Annotated in this window: 27 protein-coding genes and 2 tRNA genes; 10 read left to right on the top strand and 19 right to left on the bottom strand. The window is 62.8% G+C overall.

What is annotated here, in order from left to right; genetic code table 11:
* Nucleotides 1-11 precede the first annotated feature (11 nt).
* On the top strand, nucleotides 12-602 hold the full coding sequence (locus tag ACH2EI_RS03260; RefSeq protein WP_395152904.1) for a histidine phosphatase family protein: 591 nt from the start codon (nucleotides 12-14) through the stop codon (nucleotides 600-602).
* 270 nt (nucleotides 603-872) lie between these two features.
* Here ACH2EI_RS03260 and ACH2EI_RS03255 read toward each other — a convergent pair whose 3' ends face one another.
* On the bottom strand, nucleotides 873-3,176 hold the full coding sequence (locus ACH2EI_RS03255) for a molybdopterin oxidoreductase family protein (RefSeq protein WP_395159121.1): 2,304 nt from the start codon (nucleotides 3,174-3,176) through the stop codon (nucleotides 873-875).
* Between the two features lie 67 nt (nucleotides 3,177-3,243).
* Here ACH2EI_RS03255 and ACH2EI_RS03250 point away from each other — a divergent pair, with 67 nt between their 5' ends.
* On the top strand, nucleotides 3,244-3,936 hold the full coding sequence (locus ACH2EI_RS03250; protein WP_395152902.1) for a dihydrofolate reductase family protein: 693 nt from the start codon (nucleotides 3,244-3,246) through the stop codon (nucleotides 3,934-3,936).
* A 27-nt stretch (nucleotides 3,937-3,963) separates the two neighbouring features.
* On the opposite strand, the gene nrdR is transcribed toward ACH2EI_RS03250, so the two are convergent.
* Together nrdR and ACH2EI_RS03240 are read right to left on the bottom strand one after the other, a co-directional pair.
* Nucleotides 3,964-4,437 carry a transcriptional regulator NrdR gene (nrdR, locus tag ACH2EI_RS03245; RefSeq protein WP_395152901.1) on the bottom strand — a complete coding sequence of 158 codons (474 nt, stop codon included), beginning with the start codon at nucleotides 4,435-4,437 and terminating at the stop codon, nucleotides 3,964-3,966.
* 38 nt (nucleotides 4,438-4,475) lie between these two features.
* Nucleotides 4,476-4,940 (bottom strand): hypothetical protein, encoded by a 465-nt coding sequence (locus ACH2EI_RS03240; protein WP_395152900.1) that lies wholly within the window; start codon nucleotides 4,938-4,940, stop codon nucleotides 4,476-4,478.
* Between the two features lie 205 nt (nucleotides 4,941-5,145).
* Between ACH2EI_RS03240 and lexA the strand changes: the two genes are divergently transcribed.
* Nucleotides 5,146-5,775 carry a transcriptional repressor LexA gene (gene lexA, locus ACH2EI_RS03235; RefSeq protein WP_395152899.1) on the top strand — a complete coding sequence of 210 codons (630 nt, stop codon included), beginning with the start codon at nucleotides 5,146-5,148 and terminating at the stop codon, nucleotides 5,773-5,775.
* Nucleotides 5,776-5,838: 63 nt separating this feature from the next.
* On the opposite strand, the gene ACH2EI_RS03230 is transcribed toward lexA, so the two are convergent.
* The 7 genes from ACH2EI_RS03230 to miaB all read right to left on the bottom strand — a co-directional run bounded on the left by ACH2EI_RS03230 (nucleotide 5,839) and on the right by miaB (nucleotide 12,742).
* Entirely contained in the window at nucleotides 5,839-6,663 is an 825-nt protein-coding gene (locus tag ACH2EI_RS03230) for a hypothetical protein (RefSeq protein ID WP_395152898.1), read from the bottom strand.
* A 43-nt stretch (nucleotides 6,664-6,706) separates the two neighbouring features.
* Nucleotides 6,707-7,837, bottom strand: coding sequence for an aminotransferase class I/II-fold pyridoxal phosphate-dependent enzyme (locus ACH2EI_RS03225; RefSeq protein WP_395152897.1), 1,131 nt, complete (start codon nucleotides 7,835-7,837; stop codon nucleotides 6,707-6,709).
* Between the two features lie 2 nt (nucleotides 7,838-7,839).
* Nucleotides 7,840-9,192: a GTPase HflX gene (gene hflX / locus ACH2EI_RS03220; protein WP_395152896.1), complete on the bottom strand. Its 1,353-nt coding sequence runs from the start codon at nucleotides 9,190-9,192 to the stop codon at nucleotides 7,840-7,842.
* Nucleotides 9,193-9,202: 10 nt separating this feature from the next.
* Entirely contained in the window at nucleotides 9,203-10,006 is an 804-nt protein-coding gene (dapF, locus tag ACH2EI_RS03215; RefSeq protein ID WP_395152895.1) for a diaminopimelate epimerase, read from the bottom strand.
* On the bottom strand, nucleotides 10,003-10,884 hold the full coding sequence (gene miaA / locus ACH2EI_RS03210) for a tRNA (adenosine(37)-N6)-dimethylallyltransferase MiaA (RefSeq protein ID WP_395152924.1): 882 nt from the start codon (nucleotides 10,882-10,884) through the stop codon (nucleotides 10,003-10,005). The genes dapF and miaA overlap by 4 nt, the downstream gene beginning before the upstream one ends.
* A gap of 26 nt (nucleotides 10,885-10,910) precedes the next feature.
* Nucleotides 10,911-11,213 (bottom strand): chorismate mutase, encoded by a 303-nt coding sequence (locus ACH2EI_RS03205; RefSeq protein WP_395152894.1) that lies wholly within the window; start codon nucleotides 11,211-11,213, stop codon nucleotides 10,911-10,913.
* An 86-nt stretch (nucleotides 11,214-11,299) separates the two neighbouring features.
* Entirely contained in the window at nucleotides 11,300-12,742 is a 1,443-nt protein-coding gene (gene miaB / locus ACH2EI_RS03200; RefSeq protein WP_395152893.1) for a tRNA (N6-isopentenyl adenosine(37)-C2)-methylthiotransferase MiaB, read from the bottom strand.
* Between the two features lie 47 nt (nucleotides 12,743-12,789).
* On the opposite strand from miaB, the gene ACH2EI_RS03195 reads away from it, so the two are divergent.
* The 3 genes from ACH2EI_RS03195 to ACH2EI_RS03185 all read left to right on the top strand — a co-directional run bounded on the left by ACH2EI_RS03195 (nucleotide 12,790) and on the right by ACH2EI_RS03185 (nucleotide 14,539).
* Complete coding sequence (locus ACH2EI_RS03195; RefSeq protein WP_395152892.1) at nucleotides 12,790-13,233, top strand: hypothetical protein; 444 nt, start codon at nucleotides 12,790-12,792, stop codon at nucleotides 13,231-13,233.
* 64 nt (nucleotides 13,234-13,297) lie between these two features.
* Nucleotides 13,298-14,323 (top strand): amidohydrolase family protein, encoded by a 1,026-nt coding sequence (locus ACH2EI_RS03190; protein ID WP_395152891.1) that lies wholly within the window; start codon nucleotides 13,298-13,300, stop codon nucleotides 14,321-14,323.
* 36 nt (nucleotides 14,324-14,359) lie between these two features.
* On the top strand, nucleotides 14,360-14,539 hold the full coding sequence (locus tag ACH2EI_RS03185; protein WP_395152890.1) for a hypothetical protein: 180 nt from the start codon (nucleotides 14,360-14,362) through the stop codon (nucleotides 14,537-14,539).
* A 17-nt stretch (nucleotides 14,540-14,556) separates the two neighbouring features.
* On the opposite strand, the gene recA is transcribed toward ACH2EI_RS03185, so the two are convergent.
* A complete protein-coding gene (recA, locus tag ACH2EI_RS03180) occupies nucleotides 14,557-15,648 on the bottom strand; it encodes a recombinase RecA (protein ID WP_395152889.1) in 1,092 nt (363 codons plus the stop codon).
* 324 nt (nucleotides 15,649-15,972) lie between these two features.
* The gene (locus ACH2EI_RS03175; RefSeq protein ID WP_395159119.1) at nucleotides 15,973-16,401 is read right to left on the bottom strand and encodes a DUF983 domain-containing protein; all 429 of its coding nucleotides are present in this window, start codon (nucleotides 16,399-16,401) and stop codon (nucleotides 15,973-15,975) included.
* A gap of 93 nt (nucleotides 16,402-16,494) precedes the next feature.
* Here ACH2EI_RS03175 and ACH2EI_RS03170 point away from each other — a divergent pair, with 93 nt between their 5' ends.
* Nucleotides 16,495-17,304, top strand: coding sequence for a hypothetical protein (locus ACH2EI_RS03170; RefSeq protein WP_395152888.1), 810 nt, complete (start codon nucleotides 16,495-16,497; stop codon nucleotides 17,302-17,304).
* 122 nt (nucleotides 17,305-17,426) lie between these two features.
* Here ACH2EI_RS03170 and ACH2EI_RS03165 read toward each other — a convergent pair.
* The 3 genes from ACH2EI_RS03165 to ACH2EI_RS03155 form a co-directional block, all read right to left on the bottom strand.
* Nucleotides 17,427-17,501: transfer RNA gene (locus tag ACH2EI_RS03165), tRNA-Lys, on the bottom strand.
* 59 nt (nucleotides 17,502-17,560) lie between these two features.
* Nucleotides 17,561-17,636: transfer RNA gene (locus tag ACH2EI_RS03160), tRNA-His, on the bottom strand.
* Between the two features lie 295 nt (nucleotides 17,637-17,931).
* Complete coding sequence (locus ACH2EI_RS03155) at nucleotides 17,932-18,624, bottom strand: DUF2889 domain-containing protein (RefSeq protein WP_395152887.1); 693 nt, start codon at nucleotides 18,622-18,624, stop codon at nucleotides 17,932-17,934.
* Between the two features lie 297 nt (nucleotides 18,625-18,921).
* Between ACH2EI_RS03155 and ACH2EI_RS03150 the strand changes: the two genes are divergently transcribed.
* Genes ACH2EI_RS03150 through ACH2EI_RS03140 form a run of 3 tightly spaced genes read left to right on the top strand, consistent with a single transcriptional unit; the run spans nucleotide 18,922 to nucleotide 20,955 of the window.
* On the top strand, nucleotides 18,922-19,725 hold the full coding sequence (locus ACH2EI_RS03150; RefSeq protein ID WP_395152886.1) for a sulfite exporter TauE/SafE family protein: 804 nt from the start codon (nucleotides 18,922-18,924) through the stop codon (nucleotides 19,723-19,725).
* Between the two features lie 38 nt (nucleotides 19,726-19,763).
* Complete coding sequence (locus tag ACH2EI_RS03145) at nucleotides 19,764-20,357, top strand: NAD(P)H-dependent oxidoreductase (RefSeq protein WP_395152885.1); 594 nt, start codon at nucleotides 19,764-19,766, stop codon at nucleotides 20,355-20,357.
* Between the two features lie 10 nt (nucleotides 20,358-20,367).
* Nucleotides 20,368-20,955, top strand: a complete 588-nt coding sequence (locus ACH2EI_RS03140) for an NAD(P)H-dependent oxidoreductase (RefSeq protein ID WP_395152884.1) — start codon at nucleotides 20,368-20,370, stop codon at nucleotides 20,953-20,955.
* 16 nt (nucleotides 20,956-20,971) lie between these two features.
* Here ACH2EI_RS03140 and ACH2EI_RS03135 read toward each other — a convergent pair whose 3' ends face one another.
* The 4 genes from ACH2EI_RS03135 to ACH2EI_RS03120 are packed head-to-tail and all read right to left on the bottom strand — an operon-like array spanning nucleotide 20,972 to nucleotide 24,578.
* Nucleotides 20,972-21,880, bottom strand: coding sequence for a pseudouridine-5'-phosphate glycosidase (locus tag ACH2EI_RS03135; RefSeq protein WP_395152922.1), 909 nt, complete (start codon nucleotides 21,878-21,880; stop codon nucleotides 20,972-20,974).
* A 51-nt stretch (nucleotides 21,881-21,931) separates the two neighbouring features.
* Entirely contained in the window at nucleotides 21,932-22,687 is a 756-nt protein-coding gene (locus ACH2EI_RS03130) for an anti-sigma factor domain-containing protein (RefSeq protein ID WP_395152883.1), read from the bottom strand.
* Nucleotides 22,688-22,701: 14 nt separating this feature from the next.
* A complete protein-coding gene (locus ACH2EI_RS03125) occupies nucleotides 22,702-23,376 on the bottom strand; it encodes a sigma-70 family RNA polymerase sigma factor (protein ID WP_395159117.1) in 675 nt (224 codons plus the stop codon).
* Nucleotides 23,373-24,578 (bottom strand): class I SAM-dependent RNA methyltransferase, encoded by a 1,206-nt coding sequence (locus ACH2EI_RS03120; protein ID WP_395152881.1) that lies wholly within the window; start codon nucleotides 24,576-24,578, stop codon nucleotides 23,373-23,375. The genes ACH2EI_RS03125 and ACH2EI_RS03120 overlap by 4 nt, the downstream gene beginning before the upstream one ends.
* Between the last annotated feature and the right edge of the window lie 3 nt (nucleotides 24,579-24,581).

The following is a 24,581-nucleotide window of genomic DNA, read 5'->3' as shown; positions in this document are numbered from 1 at the left end:
GACCGAGGTCGATGTCCGCACACATGTTCGATCCGGAATGGCGACCCTCGGTGCACATAGCAGGCCCAGCGCGTCGAGAGCGCGTCGGCCAGCGCGTCGGCCGGACAGACAGTCCCCTCACCGACCACGGTCGCGAGGAAGCCCGCTCAATTGCTGCTGCTGTTGCCGAGACCGCCTTCACCCACGCATTCGCGAGCCCTCTGCAACGCGCCTGGGAAACCGCAGGCCTCGTTGGCTTGACGCCGACGGTTGATGACTTGCTCGTTGAGTGGGACTACGGCGACTACGAAGGGATCACGACCGACGCGACGCGTCAGATCATTCCCGACTGGTCGGTGTGGACCCATGACATTGTCAATAGCGAGTCGGTCGATGAAGTCGGCCGACGTGCCGATGCAGCCATCGACCGATATTCCGGCCTCAGTGGGCCGATTGCCGTCCTCGCCCACGGGCACTTCCTGCGCATCTTCGCCGCCCGCTGGCTTGGCCTGCCAGCACAAGAAGGTCGGCGCTTCGTTCTCAACACCAGCACCCTGTCGCTGCTCGGCTGGGAGCGCGAGAACCGCATGATCAAGCGCTGGAATGACCCGTGCGGTTGGTGACTGAGCCGCCGCCCCGGATACGTTCCGGCCGCAGCGCAACATCACAGGTACAGGGCATGTCCCCCAAGCAAGCCGACTGAGTCGGTGTTCGCTGACTCTCCATGTGTTGCGCCGCGGTCGGTACGGATTACAACTCTAGAGACAGTCGCCTGGGGATTGGAAGTGGACAAGCCTGTGAATTTCGGTGCAATTATCGCCGTTTGGTTGTTGACATCCATGTGGACGGAATGTGAATAAGCAGGGTTTATCCACAGTCTGTGGTCAAGGCGTTCAGAGAGCCGGCACGACTTCGACGGGAATGCCATTGAGCACTGAAGTGCCTGAGAGCGGGTCGAATGCCTCGTGATCGGTGAGCAGATTCGAGTTCACGCCGGCGTGCTCGGCGGCCACCCGCATCTTGGTTCCAGGGTCGCCATGTCCCCAGCCGTGGGGCAGGCTCACCACACCCGGCCGGATGCTGTCAGTCACCTCGACAGGTGCCGTCACCTGGCCCACACGCGAGGTGATCTGAGCCTCCCCTCCATCGGTCAACCCAAGCGTGTCAGCGTCGTCCGGGTGCACCTGGAGGGTGCAGCGTGCCCGGCCCTTGACCAACACCTTAATGTTGTGCATCCACGAGTTGTTGCTCCGGAGATCCCGACGGCCAACGAGCACCATCCCGCGTTGCTCGAGGTCGGTCTGTGCTGCAGCCAGTCGATCGAGGTCTGCAATAAACACCTCAGCAGCAAGTTCGATCTTGCCGCTGGGCGTCCGCAAAATTTCGGGCAGACGCGGTTCCAGCGCGCCGAAATCTCGGCCGTGTGGCCGCTCGAGGAGATCGTCCAACGACGTGCCATCTGGATCGTCTCCGAACGCGTCGCCGTACGGGCCCGTCCGCAACATGAAGTCAAGCATCCGGTCAGGGCCGCTGCGCCCTGAGGCGTTCAACTCGGTGAGCAATTCATCGACGTCACGACCGAACACGGGGCCGTTCGCATCCTGCACTGCTGATCGAACGAGATGCTCAATCGACTGCTCGTCAACGACGGCTGGGTCAGCGTCGACGCCTTGCCCGTGAGCAATGGCGGTGAGCTTCGAGATCACTTCCCACTCATCGGGCTGATCGGCGTCGAGGGGCAGCACAGGTGGGCTGTAGTTGGCCACGTTCCGAACGGCGAACTGCAGGAGCAGCAGGTCGTAGTGGCTGCGCTGCAACTGGGATGGCACCGGCAGGATCACGTCGGCGTGCTTGGTCGTCTCGTTGAGGTACAGGTCGATACTCACCATGAAGTCGAGCTGGGAAAACGCGTTCTCGAGTAACGCCGTGTTCGGGTTCGATCGGAGGGGGTTGCCGCCCAGGGTGATCATGGCCCTGATCTGGCCGTCCCCCGGCGTCGTGATCTCTTCGGCAAGTGCCGCAACCGGATACTCCCCCATCACTTCGGGGTAACCGCTCACCCGGGAGGTGCCGCGCCCGACGGTGAAACCGCGACCGGAACCAGGCTTGCCGCGAGTGGTCGCTCCGCCGGCGACGGGAAGTGCGAACATCGCACCGCCAGGCCGGTCCAGGTTGCCGGTCAAAATGTTCAACGCGTCGATCAACCAGGTGGCAGTCGAACCGAACTCGGTGGTGCTCGTTCCGATCCGGCCATACACAGTCGACGTGGACGCCGCTGCAAGATCATGAGCGAGACGTCGGATGGTGACTGCCTCGATGCCGGTTGCCTTCGCGACCGACTCGGGCGTGAACGGTTGAATCGCAGCACTGAACTCGACGAGGCCGTTGAGGTGTTCCGTGACATGGGTGCCAGGATCGGCGAGTCCGTCGACGACGAGCACGTTCGCCATGGCCGCCAGAAGGAGCGCATCGGAGCCCGGCCGAATTGACACCCACTCGTCGGCCTCCTCGGCAGTTCGTGACCGGCGCGGATCGACGACCACGACCCGGCCACCACGTTCCCGAATCGCCTCGATGCGCCCAGGGAAGTCAGGGGCCGTACACATGCTGCCATTCGATGCGTACGGATTGCCACCGAGGATCATCAGATGATCGGTCCGGTCGAGGTCGGGAACGGGAACGGAGACGCCCGTGCCGAACACATGGCCAGCAGCAACGTGACGCGGCATCTGGTCGACCGTCGATGCGCTGAACCGATTGCGTGTACCGAGCCCGGTCAGCAGCGAACGGGTGAACATCATCGACGACAGCGAGTGCGCACCAGCATTGCCGACATAGACGCCGAGCGACGAGCGACCAGTGCGCTCGATGACACCTTGCAGACCTGCCTCGACCGCATCCCAAGCTTCCGCCCAGGTCGCTTCGACGTGCTGGCCGTCGCGACGGATCATCGGCGTCCGCAGGCGATCCGGATCCTCATGTAATTGCTTGAGCGTCGAACCCTTCGGACAGATGAACCCGCGAGAGAACACATCGTCCATATCCCCCCGGATGCGCTGGACCTCTTCTCCGCCCTTGCCATCCGGCTTGAGCGTGATCTCCAGGCCACAGGTGGCTTCACAGAGTGGACAGGTCCGGCTGACCGTGCGCGTCGCCGAAGCAGGGTCGGTCTCGGGGGTGCGCTCAAGGAGGGACATGGGAAGATACTCGCAGAACCCACCCCAAGGGTCGGAGTCCAACTTGTCGACCTGTCATGATCCGGACATGATCAGACGGGTCTTTCCTGACAGCGCGGCGACGACGATCGCCGACAGCTACGCCCAGCCCCTTGGCCGACGCAGCGACCAATGCAGTAGTGCCCCGTGGGTCGGCCTCTGCATGGTCAGCTCGATCGACGGGTCAACTGTGGTCGGCGGCAAGAGCAGCGAGCTGTCGAGCACCAACGACATGGCCGTCCTGCACGGGCTCCGGTCAATTGCCGACGTCATCCTCGTTGGCGCTGGCACCGTCAGAGGCGAGGGTTACGGGCCACCCCGAACGCCTAGCCAGCGCGTCGGCGTCATCACTGGGAGCGGCAACGTCGACACCACCCTCCCTCTCTTTACCTGCGGCGCCGGGTTCATTGTCACGACAGACAGCACCAAGGTGGCCGACGGCGTCGACGTGATCAGGGCCGGTGGCGAGTGCGTCGACTTGTCGGCCGTCGTCGGACGGCTCCGTGAGATGCATCCTTCGCCCAACTTCGTACAAGCCGAGGGCGGCGCGACGTTGAACGGAGCGCTCCTCGACGCCGATCTGATCGACGAGATCAACCTCACCACATCGCCGCTTTGCGTTGGCGGAAGCGGCCCACGCATCACGACCGGTGCAGCCGATCACACGACCCGGTACGAACTCGCCCAGATGGTGATCGACGACCAGACCTTCGTGTTCAGCCGCTGGTTGCGGAAACGCTGATCGACAGCGCCACGCCGCGGCGGTCGATCAGACCGGAGCCGACTCGACGTGCTCGGCTTTCTCCATCAACTCGAGCTCGCGGTGGAAGTCCGCGGCAGCATCGAAGTCTTTGTAGACGCTGGCGAAGCGGAGGTACGCGACTTCGTCAACCGAGCGCAGATGCTTCAGCACGGCAAGGCCAACATTGGCCGACGATATCTCTGAGCCCTGCAGGCGGACGGAGTCTTCGACAGTGAGTGCGAGCTGTTCGAGCAGCTCGGGAGCGACCGAGCGCCCCTTGGTCGATGCAGCCAGGCCAGCGATCAGTTTTTGGCGGGCGAACGGTTCGGTCCGGCCATCGGACTTGACAACCGTCAGCTGCGCATGATCGACGCGCTCGAACGTGGTGAAACGATGGGCGCAGGCAAGGCATTGACGGCGCCGACGAATGGCGGTGTTCTCTTCGGCGACACGTGAATCGACGACCTTCGTGTCGTCATCTCGGCAAGCCGGGCAGCGCATGGTTCATACGATACTCCCGCGACTGGGCCGGTGGCGGCTCAGGGCAGCCAGATGGCTTCGCCCGAGGCCACCCCGGTGTCGCCGTTCATCTGGATCAACACGGTGATGTAGCGGTCACGACCGATGTCACCCCGGTAGGTGTCGGCAATCGACCACAGCGTGTCGCCGGGCTGTGCGACATGGATCGATGCAGGTGCGGTGTACCCGGTGTACCCGGTGTAGTCAGTGTGGTCAGTGACGGCCGGCTGGACACCTGAGGCTGATGCCGGTGTGCCTTGGAAGCCGGCGAGCAATCCGACGGTTGCAGCCAAGCCGGCAATGACGAGCCCGAGGGCGGCCGTGCCGAACAACAGGCGGCGGATTGCGTAGTTCGGGACCTTCGGACGGACCATCCCCCGCACTTCGGCGTCGACGCCGAACGACGTGGCAGAAACGAACGCCAGTAACTGCGGCGATCGGCCCTGAAGGTGGCTGCGATGTGCTGTGTGCAAGGTGGTGCCCATGTCTACTCCCCAACGGATGACGTGAATGCCGAGTTGGCGTTCGATACCGTTCGATGATCTGGACAGTTCGAAACGCTTGTTCGATTCGTTGGTCTGAGTCAACCAGCACAGGTGTTCGATGTCAACCGTTTTGACGAGATTTGTCGAACGGACGTTTGTAGTACAGATGTTTGACCTGGCCGGCTCCAGGCAATATCATGTTCCCATGGCTCCCAAGATCAGTAAGCGTCAGCGCGACATTCTCGATTTCATCGAACAGCAGATGCGCGATCGTGGGTTCCCGCCGTCGGTTCGTGAGATCGGCGATGCCGTCGGCCTCACCTCGCCGTCCACGGTCCACAGCCACCTGAACACCCTGCAGCGTCACGGCTACCTGCGCCGCGACCCCAGCAAGCCCCGCGCCATCGAAGTTCGATACGACTCGAACAGTGGCGCGATGATGGACAAACGTCCGGTGCGCCACGTCCCACTCATCGGCGATGTCGCCGCCGGTACCAATGTGCTGGCCGCCGAGAACGTCGAAGAGCTCCTGCCAGTTCCCGTCGACTTCGCCGGTGAAGGCGAGCTGTTCATGCTGCGCGTGCGCGGCGAGTCAATGATCGGTGCGGGCATCCTCAATGGCGACTACGTCGTTGCCACCCAGATCGATCACCCAGCCAACGGCGACATCGTCGTCGCAGGCATCCCGGGCGGCGAGGCCACGGTCAAGACGTACTCCCGTTCGGGCGCCGAAGTCACGCTGACTCCGCACAACCCCACCATGGAGCCAATGGTGTTCTCCGCCGATCAGGTCGAGGTGTACGGCAAAGTCGTCACGGTGATGCGCCGCTACTGAGCCGCGCTGACCCAGCTACTGATCGACTCAGCTACTGATCGACTCAGCTACTGATCGACTCAGCTACTGACTGGGCATCTCCGGCGGAGCCCACGGAGACGGAGCCGATGGTGGAGCAGTCGGTGTCGTGAACGGTGGTTGCCCCGGAGGACGCGACTGAACTGGAGTGACCGGCGCCTGCATCGGTGGCCCGGGCTGCGGTTGCCATCCTGCTGCTTGCGGAGGCTGTTGCGCCACCGGAGGTGATGTCGGCCACGGCGCTGAACTTGACCACGGATCAGCAGGCACCGTTACTTCAGGAGTTCTGCGGCGACGGCTCATCGCGATGAGTAAAAGTCCGACGATCAACCCAGCGATTCCTGCGGCAAACGCGCCGAGCTGCAGCGGTTGCACACCTCTATTCGGATCACGCCCAATGGCGATGGCGAACACAGCCGGCTCGGAGTCGTTCTTCGACTCGACACGCAACACGTGGTCGCCGGGGATCTCCACGACGAACGTCTGGATCAACTGGCCCGCCGAGCCAGCTGCGTCGTAGTCGACCCCGGTGCGGGTGTCGAGCGCGATGTCTGCGCCGTCAGGTCCCGTCAAGACGAGGCGAACGGGTGGAAGGTCTTGCGGAGTGCCGAGTTGCCCGAACGCACCGGGCGCCCCACAGCTTCCGGTCACGCCACCGATTTCGCCCTTGGTCTCGACGAAAACGAGAAATTCGCCGGCCACTTCAAAATTGAGGGTCGTGTCACAGCCGACCGGCGCGCGTGCAAAGTTCCGCACGGCATCGGATGGCCGCTGCCCTGCCGAGTACCACAGGCCACCGGCAGCGAGTAGCCCGACAATCAACACGAGAACGCCCGCAGCCCTACATCTAGTGCGTCTGTTCGAGTTCATCTTGCTCCGTCTCGCGCCCGCCGGTGTGGCGAGCACATCGTGGTCAGGTAGCAGCGGCCAGGCGGCGCGCCACGAGTTCGATTTTGTCGTCTGGTTGTACCACGGCAACGCGCACGAAGCTCGTGCCATCGACGCCATAAAACTCACCGGGGCTGACAATGGCTCCACCTTCGGCTGCGAGCCGTTCGGTGAACTGCCATCCATCTTCGACGGGGATCCAGAGGTAGAACGCTCCCCCGGGCCGCTGCACCTCGATGCCGGACCACTCAGAGATCACGTCGGCAAGAAGGTCGAGGCGCGAGCGATAGCGGTTGCGCTGCTCTTCGACGTGGACGTCGTCGTCATAGGCGACCGCAGCCGCTGCCTGCACCGGACCGGGAACGAGCAAGCCACCGTGCTGGCGGACGCTCTTCAAGAAGTCGACGATCTCGGCATCGCCGGCATAGAAGCCAGCTCGGGCTCCGGCCAGGTTCGAGCGCTTCGACAACGAGTGCACGGCAACGACGCCGTCGAGCCCATGTTCGAGAATCGTACGAGGCGGTCCGTCCCAGGTGAACTCGATGTAGCACTCGTCCGAGAACACGGGGATCCCGTTGGAACGCCCCCAGGTTGCTGCGGCTTTGAGATCGTCGAGATGACCGGTCGGGTTGCCCGGGCTGTTGACCCACAAAAGGAGCGCTCGCTCGATGTCGGCCTGGTCGACTGCGCCGAGGTCGAGCGCTCCATCGGGGCCGAACGGCACCGACACTGAGCGGCACTGACCAAGCATGGCACCCATCGCGTACGACGGATACGAGATGGCTGGATACAGCACCGTGTCGCGTTCGGGGCGGCGCAGTTTCATGTAGCCCGGCAGCGACGCGACGAACTCTTTGGAGCCTACGGCAGCTGCGATCTGGTCGATCGGAACCTCGACGCCGAGGCGCCGCTGCATCCAATTGCTGCACGCCATACGAAACACAGGGGTGCCCATACTCGGCGGATAGCCACGCTCGGCGCCGCTTGTGGCAAGCGCCTCGATCACCGCAGCGGGCGGCGGATCGAAGGGCGTACCGATGGACAGGTCGACCGCTCCGCCGTCGAATTCGTTGGCGATCGGCTTGAGCCGATTCAGCCGATCGTACGGATACGGCGGCGGCGTGAACGGACCGGTCAGCGCTTCGATGGCAACCATGGTCAGGCCTCGGACCCAGTCGGTGCGCTATCAGACCCATTCGTCTTGCCAATGACGAACTCGCTGAGTCGACCTGCGGATGCATCAGAAAGACGCGCCCGGATCAACCAGGCCTCCTCGGTCGGGCCGGCACCATCACCGATCGAGACAACTTCACCTTCTCGGTGCACCGAGGCGAGGATGTCGCCACGTTCGTACGGGACCAAAACTTCGTAGACGACAGCCAGCACCCGGAGCCGATCGGTCAGGGTTCGGAGGAAGACCTCGACGCCGTCGCCAGTGGCCGCACTGATCGCAACCGAACCGGGATGACGATCCGTCAGTTCCTTGGCGATTTCCGGCTCTGCATCGGCCTTGTTGAACACGAGGAGTTCGGGAACTTCAGCCGCATCGATGTCACCGAGCACTTTGCGAACGGCATCGATCTGCCCCTCGGGGTCGGGCGACGTGGTGTCGACGACATGCACGAGGTAGTCGGCCATCGCCGCGACTTCAAGCGTTCCCTTGAACGACTCGATGAGACCGTGCGGCAAGCGACTGATGAAGCCGACCGTGTCGGAGAGCAGCACGGGCTCGCCACCGGGCAGCGCGAGGCGGCGCGTGGTCGGGTCGAGCGTGGCGAAAAGACGGTCTTCGACCAGCACGCCCGAATCGGTCAGCTGGTTCAGCAGTGTCGACTTGCCTGCGTTGGTGTAGCCGACGATCGCCACGTTCGCCAGGCCGCTCTTGTTGCGCCCCTTGCGCTGCAACAAACGGGTCTCGGCGAGACCGTCGAGGTCTTTCTCGATCTTGGTGATCCGTCGTTTGATCCGTCGACGCTCAACTTCGGTCTTCGTCTCTCCACTACCGAACCGTCCGCCGACGCCACCGCGCTGCTGCGCCTGTTTGTCGGAAAGACCCCGCCGTAGACGCGGGAGCCGGTAGCGCAGGAGAGCGAGTTCGACCTGCGCCTTGCCTTCAAGCGTGTGTGCGTTCTGCCCGAAAATATCGAGGATGACTGCCGTGCGGTCGATCGCCGTTCGACCCAACAACTTTTCAAGATTGAACTGCTGTGCCGGCCCCAGGTTGTTGTCGAACACCACGGTGTCAGCGTCGACGGCGAGGCAGAGCTGCTTGAGCTCTTCCACCTTGCCCTTACCGATGTACCAGGTGTGATCGGGCGCGGCTCGCTTCTGGACCATGCGGCCGACCTCGTCGGCACCCGCCGTGTCGATGAGTAAAGCGAGTTCGTTGAGGCTTGCCTCGGTTGACTCTTCGTTGTCACCGGGAAGCGTCACGGCGACGAGCACGATTTTCTCTCGGATCGTCCGATCAATCAGTGTCTCGGCGAGTGCTTCGTTGTACGGAGTCGTCACGCTGTCCTTCTCATTGCAGTGGCACCTGAATCGTTGCGATGTGTGTCGCCGGCCCAGTCAGCACGGCGAATGTCGGAGTTTCGGGCGAGAACCTGACAATGGCGCTACCACCGTCCATGTGGACAACGACCTCACCGTCGATCGGTGTGGCGAGCCCCCACTGCGCTGCGGCGTAGGCCGATGCGCAGGCGCCCGTGCCGCAGGCAAAGGTGATCCCAGCGCCACGCTCGTGGACGCGCATGGTGATCGCGTTGCTCTCCGGGCCCGGCTCGACGATCTCGAGGTTGACGTGCGGAACTTTGCCGCCCAGGTCAGCCAAGTCGACAACAGCGACTTCGTCGACGCCGACGATGCTGTGCGGGTTACCCATGGTGAGATGCGCAACGGGTCGATCGGGGTGGCAGGCCAGAGCCGCCCAGCCCAACGGCTCGTCGATGACGCCGACTTCGCCCATCTCGACCTGCGCCAAGATCGTGTGTTCGTCATCGGTACTCGCAAGCACCACGACTCGATCGCCTGCGTCGGTGAGGATCAACTGTGGGCCGAGGTCGCCACGACGCGCTGCAACGGCCTGGGCGAAGCAGCGAATTCCGTTGCCGCTCATTTCCGCTCGTGATCCGTCGGCGTTGTACAGCGTCATCTTCGCTGCGTAGCCCTCGGCGTCGTGCGCCAACAGCAAGCCATCGGCGCCGAGGCCGGTGTGGCGGTTACAGAGCTGTGTTGCGAGGAGCGCGTGATCGACATCAGGCGGGTCGAAGAGCACCAGGAAATCGTTGCCGAGGCCGTGGTGCTTGGTCAGAGTCAGGGTCGTCATGCTCGCTGCAATTCTTCAATCACGGTGGGCGCCACCTCGGCGACCGGATCGCTCTCGATGTCAATCCAGCGTACGCGTGGATCACGGCGGAACCATCGCTCCTGACGTACAGCGAACTGCCTCGTTCGGGTGATAATCATCGCCACTGCTTCATCGTGGCTGATCTCGCCACGAAGATGTTGCAGGGTTTCCTTGTAACCGAGCGCCTGGGCGGATGTCTTGGAAAATCCCGCCTCGTTCAGCGCTGCCACTTCGGCAACCAATCCGGCATCGATCATGGCATGAATGCGGGCTTCGATGCGCTGGGCAATGACCGGCCGAGGCCACCGCAAACCAATCTGCGCGACCCCGGTGTCGGGATAGTGGTCGACTCCCGGCCCGAACGAACTGAAGGGCCTGCCGCTACCGATCGTCACTTCCAGTGCACGCTGCAAACGTCGGCGATTCTCGGGCTCGATCTTCTCAATGGCCTTCGGGTCGAGCTCGCCAAGCCGCTGGTAGAGCGTGTTTGTCTCGTGATGATCGAGACCGGCTCTCACCTCAGGCCACTCCCCTGGGAGGTCGAAGTCGTCGATCACGACGCGGTGATAGAGCCCGGTTCCGCCGACGAGCAGGGCGCGCTGGGCCCCGGCCGCGATGCCATCGAGCGCCGTTGCATGCGCCCGTTTGAACTCGGCGACCGTGAACTCGGCGGTCGGCTCGACGAGGTCGATGCAGTAGTGACGAACAGCTTCCTGATCTTGCGTCGAGGGCTTCGCTGTGCCGATGTCCATGCCTCGATACACCTGCATCGAGTCCACCGAGATCAACTCGACATCACCAAGTTCAGCGGCGACAGCCATGGCGACCGACGACTTGCCCGATGCGGTCGATCCAATGACCGCAACGCGTGGCGGCCGACTGATCAGAGGTGTTCGCCTTCGGCGATGCGCTGATGGTGATGGATCACTTCAGCAACGATGAACCGGAGGAACTTCTCGGTGAACGCCAGGTCGAGGCCTGCCGCTTCGGCCATCAATCGGAGCCGTGCGATCTGGACCTCTTCGCGAGCGGGGTCGGCTGGCGGCAACTCGGCTGTTGCCTTGTACCGCCCAACTGCCTTGGTCACCTTGAACCGCTCGGCCAGCAGGTGAACGAGCGCAGCATCGATGTTGTCGATGCTCGATCGGTACTCGGCCAGTTGCGGATCCTCGGTCGCTTCACCCATCGAGCCTCAATGTAGTGCGGGGCAGGCCACGCCGGACGTTCGGTTGCACTGCACGGTCAATGTGGCGACGTCCGAGGGTCACTGACCTACAGCGCTGAGACGGGGATGCGGATCTTGTGCGCCGGCTCAGAAAGGAACTCGACAAAGTCGCCTTCGAGAAAGTGCGGCGCGGCGCGGGTGATGCGGACCGTCGCATAGCTGCCTGTCCGCAGCGGACGCGGTGGTACGAAATGAACCAGCTTGTTCTGGCGCGTACGACCGCTGATCACGTTTGGATCACGTTTACTCGGGCCCTCGACCAGCACTTCTTCGACACGGCCAAGGCGGGCCTCATGCTTCAACAGAGCGGAACGCTCGACAACGATGCGCAGGCGCTGGAACCGCTCACTCGCAACCGCCGCCTCAACGAAGTCGGCCTCCATCTCCGCAGCTTCAGTTCCGGGTCGCGGCGAGAAGATAAACGTGTAGGCATAATCGTATTCGGCAGCCGCAGCGACTTCGAGCGTGCGTTCGAAGTCGTCTTCTGTTTCACCCGGGAAACCGACGATGATGTCGGTTGAGACGGCGAGATCATCGATTGCCGCACGAGCCTGCCCGAGCCGCTCCAGATAGCGAGCACTGGTGTAGCCGCGGTGCATCAGAGCAAGCACGCGATCACTGCCGGATTGCAACGGGTAGTGCAGGTGCTCGCAGACCTCGGGCGTTTCGGCCATCGCCGCGAACGTGTCCGGCCGCATGTCTTTCGGGTGCGGGCTGGTGAACCGCACGCGACGGATGCCTTTGACCGCACCGACGTCACGGAGCAGGCCTGAAAAGAGTGGGCGCAGCTTGGCTGACTCGTCGCCGGCTTGGCGCGCAGCAAGCTGCAGGTCGCGGCCGTAGCTGTTGACGTTCTGACCAAGCAGCGTGACCTCGGTGACGCCGTCGGCTGCGAGCTGTTCAGCTTCACCAACGATGTCGACGTACGGGCGGCTGATCTCGGCGCCGCGCACCGCCGGCACGATGCAGAACGCACAGTTGTTGTCGCAGCCGATCTGGATCGTGAGCCACGCGTTGTACGAGGTCTCACGACGCGCCGGGAGCGCCGACGGGAACATCGCATGATCGTCGATGACCGCTTCTTGGAGGATCTCGGTGATCGGCACCTCAGACGACTTCGATGCTTCGAGCAGTTCGGCTGCTCGGTGGACGTTGTGCGTGCCCATCACAACATCGACGTGGCCGGCTTTCTGGGCAACAAGTTCCTGATCCTTCTGAGCAAGGCAACCCGCCACGACGATTTGGCGGCCGTCCTTCTCGCCCTTCCAGGTCTTCAGGTGACCCAGGTTGCCGTACAGCTTGTTGTCGGCGTTCTCTCGAATACAGCACGTGTTCAGCACGACGACATCGGCATCTGACTCAGACGCGGCACGCACGAGGCCATCAGCTTCGAGGAGGCCAGCGATCCGCTCAGAATCGTGATCGTTCATCTGGCACCCCATCGTGCGCACGATGTAACTGCGCTGGGCGTCGGGAGCCGTGTCGGACATAAGAAGCAGGCTACCCACCCAAGTTGCGAGCGGGTAGCGTTCCGCCCGTGATCGCCATCTTCCTCAACGAGAGCCAGACCCTCGTCAAGCTCCTCTATTTCGTCCACGTCCTGAGCATCGTTGCCGCGTTCGGCCCGTTGTTCCTGTACCCGCGTCTGCAGCGCGCCGGCGAAACCAGCGCCATGGCTGCCCTGCACATGAAGCTTGTTTTCCCCGCACTGATCCTGCTGTGGGTTGTCGGCATGGGCATGGCCGGTGTGAACAAGTTCGCTCTGGCCGAGATGTGGTGGATCACGATCACCATCGCACTCTGGGTCGGCACCGTCGCCGTCAGCTGGTTTCTCATCCGGCCGGCCATCAGCGACACCTCCGATAACGCCAAGAAAAAGATGTCGATGGGCATTGGCATCACCCACCTGACCCTGGTGGCCAGCCTCGTCTTGATGATCTTCAAGCCGTTCGTTGACGGCACCTACGCGTTCAATAGCTGACCGCGGCGCTGCTCGGTCCGCTCCGCATCACGACGGAGTTCACTGAGCGACTACAAACTGTGGGATGAGTAACGCAGCACCCTCGCACGGAACCCAGGACTGGCTCGATCAGGTCGTTGAGCCAATCATCGATCCTGATCGTCGGATCATCGATCCGCATCATCATCTGTGGCGTCCTGACGGCGCGCTCCCCTACGGACCCAACGAGTTGGCGTTCGACACTGCGAGCGGCCACAACGTCGTCGCCACGATCTTCATGGAGTGCAGTTCGGCCTACCGCACCGATGGTCCGCTCCACCTGAAACCTGTCGGCGAAACCGAGTTTGTCGTCGAGAGCGCCGAGTATCTCGCTGCCGAGGTGTCGTCGAGCCCACCGATCGCGGCAATCGTCGGCCACACCGACCTCGCTGACGCTGCACACCTCGACGAGGTACTTGATGCCCACGTCGAAGCCAGCAAGGGTCGATTCCGTGGCATCCGCGACGCACTCGCACGTGCCACCGAACCCGAAGCAATGATGATCCCGGCCGCCAACCCAGAGGGCAAGTTCGAAAACCCGGCCTTCATCGCTGGCGTTAAGCGCCTCGGCGAACGGGGCCTCACCTACGACACCTGGCACTACCACCATCAGAACCACCAGATGCTGTCACTCGCCAAGTCCGCGCCAGACACGATGATGGTGCTCGACCACTTTGGTACGCCATGCGGCGTCGGCCAGTACGCAGGCAAGCGCGACGAGATCTTCGAGCAGTGGAAGCTCGACATCACGGCACTCGCTGCCTGCGACAACGTCGTGGCCAAGATCGGCGGGCTCGCCATGCCCGACAACGGCTTCGGCTACCACCTCGCCGCCGCTCCCCCGACGTCCGACGAATTCGTCGAGGCACAGGGCCGGTACTACCTGCACACGATCGAGGCATTCGGCCCCGGGCGGTGCATGTTCGAGAGCAATTTCCCCGTCGACCGCTTCTCACTCTCGTTCCCGGTCCTCTACAACGGCCTGAAGAAAATTGCTGCCCAGTTCAGCGACGCCGAACAAGACGAGATGTTCTCCGGAACTGCAGCTCGCATCTACTCCATCGAGTTCTGACAGCCGTCCAGCTCACCACTCAGATGAGGATGTCGGATGCGGGAGTCCGACATCCTCATCACCCGCCCCATCACCCGCCACATCACCCGCCACATCACCCACACCATCACCCGCCCGCCTCAACTGGCGATGCAGCACGGCCTGAAAACGCCAGAGAGCGGCCGAATGGAGCACTGGTCAGGCCCGACCAGTGCCGCCGATCCGGCCGCTCGATGATGTGGAAACCGAGTTGATCAGTCGAGTCTGATCGGCTGATCGTCGGCTGCGGTAAAGGCATCCTCTGTTACTTCGGCGTCGTCGACGATGACCGGGGCATTGGGATCTTCCTTCAGACCGCTGGCAATGAGGACCTTGTCGCTGATTTCCATCATTATCTCGGGGTTGCTGCGGAGATAATCCTTGGCCTTTTCACGACCCTGGCCGAGCTGCTCACCTTCGTAGGTGAACCAGGCGCCAGACTTCTTGACAATGGCCAAGTCGACGGACAGATCGACGAGGGAGCCTTCACGGCTAATGCCCTTGCCGTACATGATGTCGAACTCGGCCTGGCGGAACGGCGGCGCCACCTTATTCTTGACGACCTTGACACGGGTGCGGTTACCAACGATGTCAGTGCCGTCCTTCAGCGCTTCGATGCGACGGATGTCGAGCCGAACCGACGAGTAAAACTTCAGCGCGCGGCCACCGGGGGTGGTTTCGGGCGAACCGAACATGACGCCAATCTTCTCGCGCAACTGGTTGATGAAGATACAGATCGTCTTCGTCTTACTCAGGTTGCCAGTGAGCTTGCGGAGGGCCTGGCTCATCAGACGAGCCTGCAGACCGACATGCATGTCGCCCATTTCGCCTTCGATCTCGGCACGAGGTGTCAGCGCTGCGACCGAGTCGATGACAATCACATCGATCGCTCCGGAGCGGGTCAGCATGTCGCAGATCTCGAGCGCCTGCTCACCGGTGTCCGGCTGCGAGATGAGCAGTTGATCGACGTCGACACCAATGGCCGCGGCGTAGATCGGATCCATCGCGTGCTCAGCGTCGATGTAGGCACACACGCCGCCGTTGCGCTGCGCTTCGGCGACCACGTGCATGGCGAGCGTCGACTTACCCGATGACTCCGGACCAAAGATTTCGGTGACGCGGCCACGCGGCAGCCCCCCGACTCCGAGTGCAAGGTCGAGCGCCAACGCACCTGTCGACACGACCTCGATCGCCATGTTGGTGCGTTCGCCCATCTTCATGACAGCACCAACACCGAACTGCTTGTCGATCTGAGCGAGTGCCATCTCGAGGGCCTTGCTTTGTTCCTTGTTGGTTCCTGCTGCCATGGTTCCGTCTCTCTTTCGTTGTGCCGTTCTCGGCGGTGGCGGGGCTCATTGCCGATTGACAGTGCCCGAATGACTTGTTGCTTGTCACCATAAAGATGGGGTGTCACAGAGTTGATCGAAGAGCTGTTTCGTGCGCCTGCTCTGCGACTGAGCAACTCGTTGTTGAACTCGTTGTTGAACTCGATGACGAACTCGATGACGAACTCGTTGTTGGAATAACAGCAGTGTAACCAACGAACGACTGTTCGGGCAAGGACCAACCGTTCGAACAGTCAAGAAATATTCGAGACCCCTCGTACGGCACCCGCACAGCGCCGGAGAACGTCAGTTATCGAGGTCGGTCGGCAGCACATCGCGGACGATGAACTCGACGTCAAAGTCATCTGGCTGCACCGGGCGCATTGCCAGATCAAGCGCTTGCCACACCGTGTAGGACAACGGATACGTCAAAAGTGGCAACACGAGCGCCGACGGGATGAAGAAAATCAGAAGCGGCACCACCGGAATCGATGGCCAGGAGACAACGATGGCGACACCAAGCACCAGGAGCAACGGACCGAGGTTGATCACGGCGGCCATCGCTGCAGCACCAAGTTCGAAACCCACGTCACCCCGCCGCCAACGCAGTCCGCAGGTTTGGCAATGGGGCGCCTTCTCAAACCATCCGGTGAAAAATGCACCTTTGCCGTTGCAGCGCGGACACCTGCGAAGGGCTCCCCGGGCGAGCATGCGGACCATTCCAGAACGATTCACGCCATCAGGTTACGGAGGGTCTCGACAACCGCCAGCGTGACTGATTCCATCGAGCAGTCGTGCAAGTGGTCACAGATTTGCAAGACTCTCCTGGTGCGTCGATCTCTCGCAGGACTCCTGCTCCTGGTTTCCTGCGTCCTGATGGCAGTCTCGATCAGCACGTGGTGGTTTCAACACGTAGCGTTCTCGCCCTCTTCAGACGCCTCCGTCTCCTACGCGATCCTCGGTGACGCCGACATCCGCAGCGACGTCGCCACCCTGATCGCCAGCGCTGACGCTGCGCCGCTCGGTGTCTCTACCGCCCAGCTCAAAGAATTTGTCGAGCAGATCTCGCGCCTCAACGACGGAGCCGCACTCATGGGTGGATTCGTCAGCGACGCCCACGCCCGGCTCATCGGCGAGAACGACGCACCTGTCATCATCACACCGGCTGAGCAATACATGATCGTGCGCGACGAACGCGCTGCCATCTCCCCCGACCTGACCCTGCCCGTCCCGATCGTGGGATCACTGTCGTTCATCAACACCGCGACGCGTTGGATCATGCTGGTCTCTGCTGCCGGCGCACTCCTGCTGTTCATCGCCGGCTTCCTGACACGACCCGAGCGAGGCGAATTGACTTTTGCCCTTGCCGTCGGACTCGGCGTCGCCGGAGTCGGCGTGATCATCCTCGGTTACCTGGTTCCGGCCGGGCCCCTCGCTGGGCTGTCGGAAAGCACCTGGATGGGAGTCTTCCCGCGTCTGGCCAACAAGTCGCTCAGCAGCACACTGCTCATCGGCATCGCCTCGATTGTGATTGGCGTGGCCATCATGCTGGGAACCGCGAGCCTGCGCCGGCGACGGCAGCGCAGCACTCCGCTCAGCGTCGGGCGCTACCGCGAACAGCACGCCTGGTCCCGCTGAGCGGCGCCCGCCAACTCGGTTCATGCTTCTTTGGCCTCAAACCAAGCGATCCCGACTTTCTGAATGCACCGGAAAACGAAGAAAGCCTCCGGCTGCGCTTGCGCAGCCGGAGGCTTTCTTCGTGGTGCTTCCCCTGGGATTCGAACCCAGAACCAATTGATTAAGAGTCAACTGCTCTGCCATTGAGCTAGAGAAGCAAGCGGGCGGAGAGGGTATCAAGCAATTTCTTGCCAGACACCCGCTCGATGCCTGCGAATGGGGTGGCCAAGGGGACTTGAACCCCCAACCGCCAGGATCACAACCTGGTGCTCTACCTATTGAGCTATGACCACCATGTACGTCGCTTAGTGTGCCAGGTCCCACGGCAATCGACACCCTCGAATTCGACTCGTCGTTCGACACGTGTGCTGTCGCACCTGAACCCAGCCAGCGAACATGGACTGACGAGGGAGGTCCGGTCGGGATCAGCTCCCGCTGTCAGGCCAGTTCAAACGGTACATCGGGCTCTGACTCGGCTCTGGTCAGATCGACTTCTGAAAACACCGCAGCGACGACGACCGAGTAGTCATCACACCACAGGGCCACGATCCCCGCAACCATGCGCGACGCTCCCGGCCCGACGTCGAGTTAGGAACCCATCCGCTTGGCCCAGTCGCTCGGCGAGATGCCGAGTTCGACCATCCGTTCGCGTGCGAACTCGGGCGGTTCGAAGGTTCCACCCGCGGCGTACTTGGCAACAACCTCGGAGTCCTCGGCCCAGACGTGACACGTGTTGAGGTTCATTTTCCACATGTCAGAACGCTCCATCGGAACGCCACTGTCGGCTCCCCCGGGCTTGCTTGCATCAGACGCCCGCATGGACCAGACGCACTGGATTGCGACCGGCGCCATCGCCTGGAGCAGCGCTGTGGTGTGCGTGCAGGCCCGCGGCCCGCCGAACAACTCTCTGACCTTGTGGGTGAACCCACGGGCGATCGACAGCCCGACGAGCTTGCCGTAGTGCGGTTCGATTCGCGTGCATTCGAGGTTCGGGTGCGTCTCCATGTGCACCTTGGCCGCAACGATCTCCATTGACGGGTACGCCACTTCGATGTCGACCAACATGTGATGGATGGTCAGCGGCTCGGGATCCTCCGGGATGTACAAGCCCGGCGGCTTCTGATCGCGCACGGCGCCGCGGATCAGCACACGGTCAGGGGCCAATCTGAACGCACGGACCCTGTACTCGCGGTCATGCAGGACCTCGAGTGGGTTTCCATCGGCATCGACGGGGTCGTCGGAGAGAATCGAATCGTCAGCGAAGAGGTTGGGAGCGCTCATTGGGCGCTGACCGTACTGTCCGCACGCATCACGGCAATGGTCGGAGTCCACCAGCAGAGGCCGGTGGCAAGATCCGTGTGAAACAACGCGGGCATCTTGGCGGCCTGCTTGGCGAGATCATTGGGCCAGCGGAGTGATCCGCGACCTTCAGCAGCCTGCCAGCGGTACTCACCCCTCAGGCCGCGCGCTTCTTGGCAGACGCCGGTCCGATGTCTTCGATGTCGATAATTTTGGCCATAGCCAACAGGAGTCGGCGGAACGATGTGGTCAGCTCGGCTTGCTCGTAGTGTGCGCCCCGTGACGAACGTGGCAGCGCCGACAACGACCAGGCCCGACATGCGCATCGTCGCGCTCGTCGGCCTCGCAGCGGGCGCTCTCGGCGGACTCTTCGGGGTTGGCGGCGGTTTGATCATCGTGCCAGGCTTGGTCCTCGTCGCCAAGCTTGAACGGCGCCTTGCTCACGGCACCTCACTCGCAGCAACGTTGCCGATTGCGCTCGCCAGCCTCAGCACCTACGTCGTCAACGGCAACGTCGACTGGGCGGTTGCTCCCTTAATGGCCATCGGCACGGTGACCGGCGCAATCATCGGCACCAAGCTGCTCACAATCCTGCCGAAACGCACGATCACCATCGTGTTCATCGTCACTGTGCTGGCGACCGCTGTCCGGCTGTTCCTCGCCACCGAGACCACCGGCCGCGACAACCTCACCACCTGGTCAGGCGTGCTGCTCGTGATCATCGGCCTCGCCACAGGCACGCTTTCGGGGCTGCTCGGAATCGGCGGCGGCGTCGTCATGGTGCCCGCGATGGTGGTGCTGTTCGGCATGGTGCCCTTGATCGCCAAGGGCACCTCGGTCGCCGTGATCGTGCCGACCTCGATCATGGGGACCATCCGCAATCGGGCAAACGCCAACGTCGACCTCAAGGTCGCAGCGGTCGCGGGTGGGTGCGGCGTCCTGTCGGCAATCACAGGCGGAATCATCGCCGATGGCATCAGTACAGGGGTGTCGAACGTGATGTTCGGCATCCTTCTTCTCTTCGTCGCCGGCACTCAGTTTCTCACCTTGAAATCTGACCGTGACGAGGTCGCCGTCGACTGACTGCGGCGTTGTGCCCAGACGTCAGCAACAATGACAACGTGCATGCCGCCGTCGTTCTCGCGCACCCCCGTGGAGACAGCTACGCCCACGCCCTCGCCCAACGTGCCGTCACCGGCCTCGAGATTGCCGGACACCGCGTCGATGTCATTGACCTCTACGCCGAGGGGTTCCGGGCGGCGATGAGCGAAGCCGAGCGGAAGGCGTACCAGGGCGATGAACCAATCCTCGATCCGCTCGTACAGACATCCGCCGACCTGGTCCGCAGTGTCGATGCGTTGATCTTCGTCTATCCGACCTGGTGGAGCGGGCTGCCTGCGATCTTGAAAGGCTGGATGGAACGAGTGATGGTGCCGGGCGTGGGGTTTACACTCGATGCCCGGACGGGCAAGATCCGGCCCGGCCTCACCAACGTTCGCCACCTGGTTGGGATCTCCACATACGGATCGCCGAAGTCGGTCGTTCGGGTCGTCAACGACAACGGCCGGCGAACAATCATGCGAGCCCTTCGTTTGAGCTGCGGGTTCGGCGTCCGCACGCATTGGCACGGCCTCTACGCGATCGACACGTCGACCGTCGAGCAGCGGGCCGATTTTGCTGCCCGGGTCGAACGGTCGATGACAGAGCTGCGATGACGGACCTGCGATGACACGGCGAGCCCTCGTGGTCTATTGCCATCCCTCCCCCACGTCGTTCGTTGCTGCTGCGCGCGATCGAGTCGTGGCTGGCCTCGAAGCATCGGGTGCCGAGGTGCGCCTCACCGATCTCTACGGTGAGGGCTTTACTCCTGAACTGCGTGCCGACGAGCACGCCACACACCTCGATCCAGGCGTTGACCCATCGATTGCATCGCATGCCGATGATCTCATGTGGTGCGACACCCTCGTACTTGTCTACCCGACCTGGTGGTCGGGGCAACCCGCGATGCTCAAGGGATGGTTCGACCGTGTCTGGGCCAGCGGAGTCGCCTGGGAACTCCCCGAAGGAGCGAACCGCCTGGCGCCGCGGCTGCGCAACGTACGCAGGGTCGTTGCGGTGACGACCCACGGGTCACCGAAGTACATCAACATGGTGGAGGGCGAGGGCGGCAAGCGAACAATCACCCGCAGCCTGCGCGCGATGTGCCATCCGCTGTGCCGCACCTCGTGGCTCGCGCTGTATAACGTCGATCGGTGCTCCGATTCGGAGCGGTTGATGTTCCTCGATCGCGTCGAGCAGCGGCTCAGGCGCTGAAAATCGATCAGGCGGCTCAGCCGACGGCGAGAGCAGCGATTGCAACGGCCACGTCGGCGGCGACCTTCGCGTTGTTCTCAGCGAGAGAAAGGTTCGCCGGGATGCTCCGGCCGTCTGTCGCCTCGCCGATTCGACCGAGCACGAACGGTGTGATGGCGGCACCGGTGACGCCCTGCGCTGCGCACTCAGCGAGCGCTCCGGCCAGCACCTCGTCGAGATGACTTGCATCGAGCTCGTCGGCTGCAGGGATTGGCACGGTGAGCAACATCCCCGACTGCGAACGAGTCAGCGATGCCGCGATCCGAGCGACCTCATCAGCAGACTCAACCCGATGCGGAATCGGCAATCCGGACGACCGGGTGTAGAACGCCGGGAACCAGTCGTGCTGCCAACCAAGGACCGGAACGCCCATCGTTTCGAGGTACTCAAGCGTGCGCGGCAGGTCGAGGAACGCCTTCGCTCCGGCGGAGACGGCCACGATGCGATGGCGAGCCAGCGCATCCAGATCCGCTGAAACGTCGCCAGTCGCATCGGCACCGCGGTGTACCCCACCCAGGCCGCCCGTGGCGAAGACGGTGACGCCCGCTGCGGCAGCGATGGCCACAGAGGCCGAGACGGTTGTTGCCCCGAATTCCCAGCGCTGGCCGACAGCAACCGGGATATCACGCTCGGCTGCCTTGCGGGCAGTGCCAAGGATCCGTTCGTGTTCGTCTGCTTCGAGCCCAAGCCGCACGACGCCATCAAGCACCGCTGTCACGGCCGGAACTGCGCCACGACTCGAGATCGCTTCGAGGCAGCGCTCTAACGCATCGACGTTCGCCGGAGACGGCAGGCCGAGGTTGGAAAAAATCGTCGACTCGAGCGCCACCACCGCACGCCCGGAGGCGAGCGCATCGGCGACAGGTGCGGACAATTTCGGTTGCATCACGAGCCGCAGGCTATGCCTCAGCGCCACGGGTCAGGTGGAAGAACCGCGTCAGTTGACTTCGCCGATGTAGATGCCCTCAGGATTGCCATTCGAGATGACGCCCGGAGCCTTTTCGATGGTGATCGCTAGCGCAACGACAGCAGTGTCGGTCGTGAAGGTCTCGAGTTCCGGGTTGGGGCCAAAGATGCCGAGCGAGATCACGTCGGGTTCCGCGGCGCCAGTGTCGACGACGCCCCACAACTGGTACGTCTGGCCGTCTGGAAGCGACGGAAGTGCTCCGGCACGGATAAATCCGTGGCCATCTTGATCGATCACGGCGGTGGCTTGGGCGGTCGAACCGTCTGCGACGAGCGTGGCCCGGCCCGAATCACGGTCGCCATCCGCTGCATCGTATGCCGCAGCCAATGGATCGATTGGAGCTAATGCCCGGTCAGCCAACCCGACCGCGGCGATGCCCACGATCGCTGCAGCAGCCGCCGAGACCAACCACGGTGCAACGGTCGAGATGCGACGCTTGCGTGGGGCCCCGGAGAGCGCCATCACCTTTGCCAGTTCAGGACCCGGAGCGGGCGCCGGAGCGTTGAGTTCCTGCTCGATCAGACTCCACACACCTTCGGGAGCGTCCATGCCGGTAAACGCCAGCATTGTTGCAACTTCGCGGTGTTCGCGGACCTCAGCGGCTGCCTTCGGATTGATGGCCAGGTAGTCCTCGACTCGCTTTGCCTCTTCGGGCGAAACCGCGTCGAGCGCGTAGGCACCGAGGAGTTCGTCGAGGTCGTAGTTGTCTCTCGACGATTCATTCATGTCGGTATCCATGTTCACTCAGCTCCATTTGTAATGCCGACAGCCGACAGTTCGCTTCGGAGGCGCTTCAGTCCGACTCGAATCCGACTCTTCACTGTTCCTTCGGCCTCACCGAGTTCGTCCGCAGCTTCTCGGTAGGTACGGCCGCCGAAATAGGCTAATTCAATGGCAGCGCGTTCGCCCGGCGTGAGCACCTCGAGCGCTTCGCGGACGTGGCCGGCGAGCGCCATGTCCCACACCTCGCGTGCGAGGTCATAGCCACCTTCGGCCTGCGCAAGGCTTTCTCGTTCTTCGCGCCTCCGACGGGCCACATCAGACCGGATCATGTCGACCGATCGGCCGTGCGTCTGGGCGAGAAGGAAGCTCCGCAAGGTGCCGCGATCAGGGTCGAAACGGTCGGGCTGGTTCCACAGTCGAACGAACACTTCCTGCACGATCTCTTCGGCGCGAGCGTGGTCACTGAGCAACCGCTTGGCCAGCCCGTAGACGGCCCCGGCATTGCGACGGTATGCCTCAGCGAGCGCGGCTTGCTCATAGCGGCTGATCGACACCACGAGTGCGGCGTCAGATGCTTCGACGAATTCCGGCTTCACATCATTTCTACGGGGCGATGCAGCTGGCAGATGAACCGCTTCAGAATCTTTTTCAGCAGGCGACGATCCGGGAGCGTGCGTGTCGCCGGGACTCATCGAACGACGAAACGCGTGACCGTTTCAACATGGTGTGTCTGCGGGAAGATATCGAGCACTTCAACACGCTCAGGGTGGTAACCGTGCTCGGCAAGCAGTGTGACGTCACGGGCGAGCGACACCGGATCACAGTTGATCAGCACGATGGGTGCCGGCGATGCCGTGACGAGTGCTGCGACCCCTGGCTTTCCGAGGCCGGATCGGGCCGGGTCGGCAATGACGAGGTCGACCGGTTGCTCGTCGGACGCCGCCCAATTGCCAACTTCGCCGCGGATCACCGCTGCGTCGCGACCGGCCAGATTGTGTTCGGCGTCGAAGCACGACGACTTCGACTGCTCGAGCACCGTGACCTTGGAGGCACCGGCCAACACCGTGGCGGCAAAGAGGCCCACACCGCCGTACGCGTCGACGGCGTGTTGTGCTGTTGCGGCTTCTGGAGCTGCCCGGCGAACTGCATCGACGAGCATCTCGGCGGCGCCGACACCCGACTGGAAGAACGACCCAGCGGACACTCGGAGCGTGACGCCATCGACGACCTCGGTCAAGAACCCGCGGTCACCGATGTGTACGTCCTCGGGGATGCCGCTGACGAGGCCTGTTCCAGCTTTCCCTTTCGGCTTGGCCCATCGGGCAGTGATCCCTCCGGTGTCGACCGAAGCGCGCAGCGTTACTTCGACGCCAGGCTGAATCGTCAACAGCGGCAGCAGGTCGGAGAGTTGCTGGACGGCAACTTCACAGCTGTTCACCGACACCACGGTGTCGGAGCCTTCTTCGCGGAAACCGAGCCCACCGTCGGGCCCACCAACGACACGAATTGTCGTGCGATAACGGAACGGTTCGCCGGAGGCGCCCATATCGACAATGCCCTCCACAACGTCAGGATCGATCCGGGCAATACGGCGCAGCGATTCCCGGACGATCTCGGTCTTCGCTTCGAGCTGCGCATACGCGTCGATGTGCATCCAACCGCATCCGCCACATCCCATCCGGCGGTGATAGCACTGCGGGTCGATGCGGTCGTCCGACGGCTCGATCACTTCGGCGACCGTGCCCTTGGCGAAGTCTTTCTTGGCCAACGACACTTCGACCTCGACCAGTTCACCGGGCAATGCACCCCGAATAAAGACAACCCGTCCATCGTCATCACGCGCCATGGCCTCGCCGCCTGCAACGAGTCGATCTGGACGCACGGTGAGACGCATCTC

The organism is Ilumatobacter sp. (genome assembly GCF_041688325.1).
In the GTDB taxonomy this organism is placed as follows: Bacteria; Actinomycetota; Acidimicrobiia; order Acidimicrobiales; family Ilumatobacteraceae; genus Ilumatobacter_A.
Note: the sequence above shows the minus strand (reverse complement) of the source record. Positions and strands in the feature narration are given on the sequence as shown.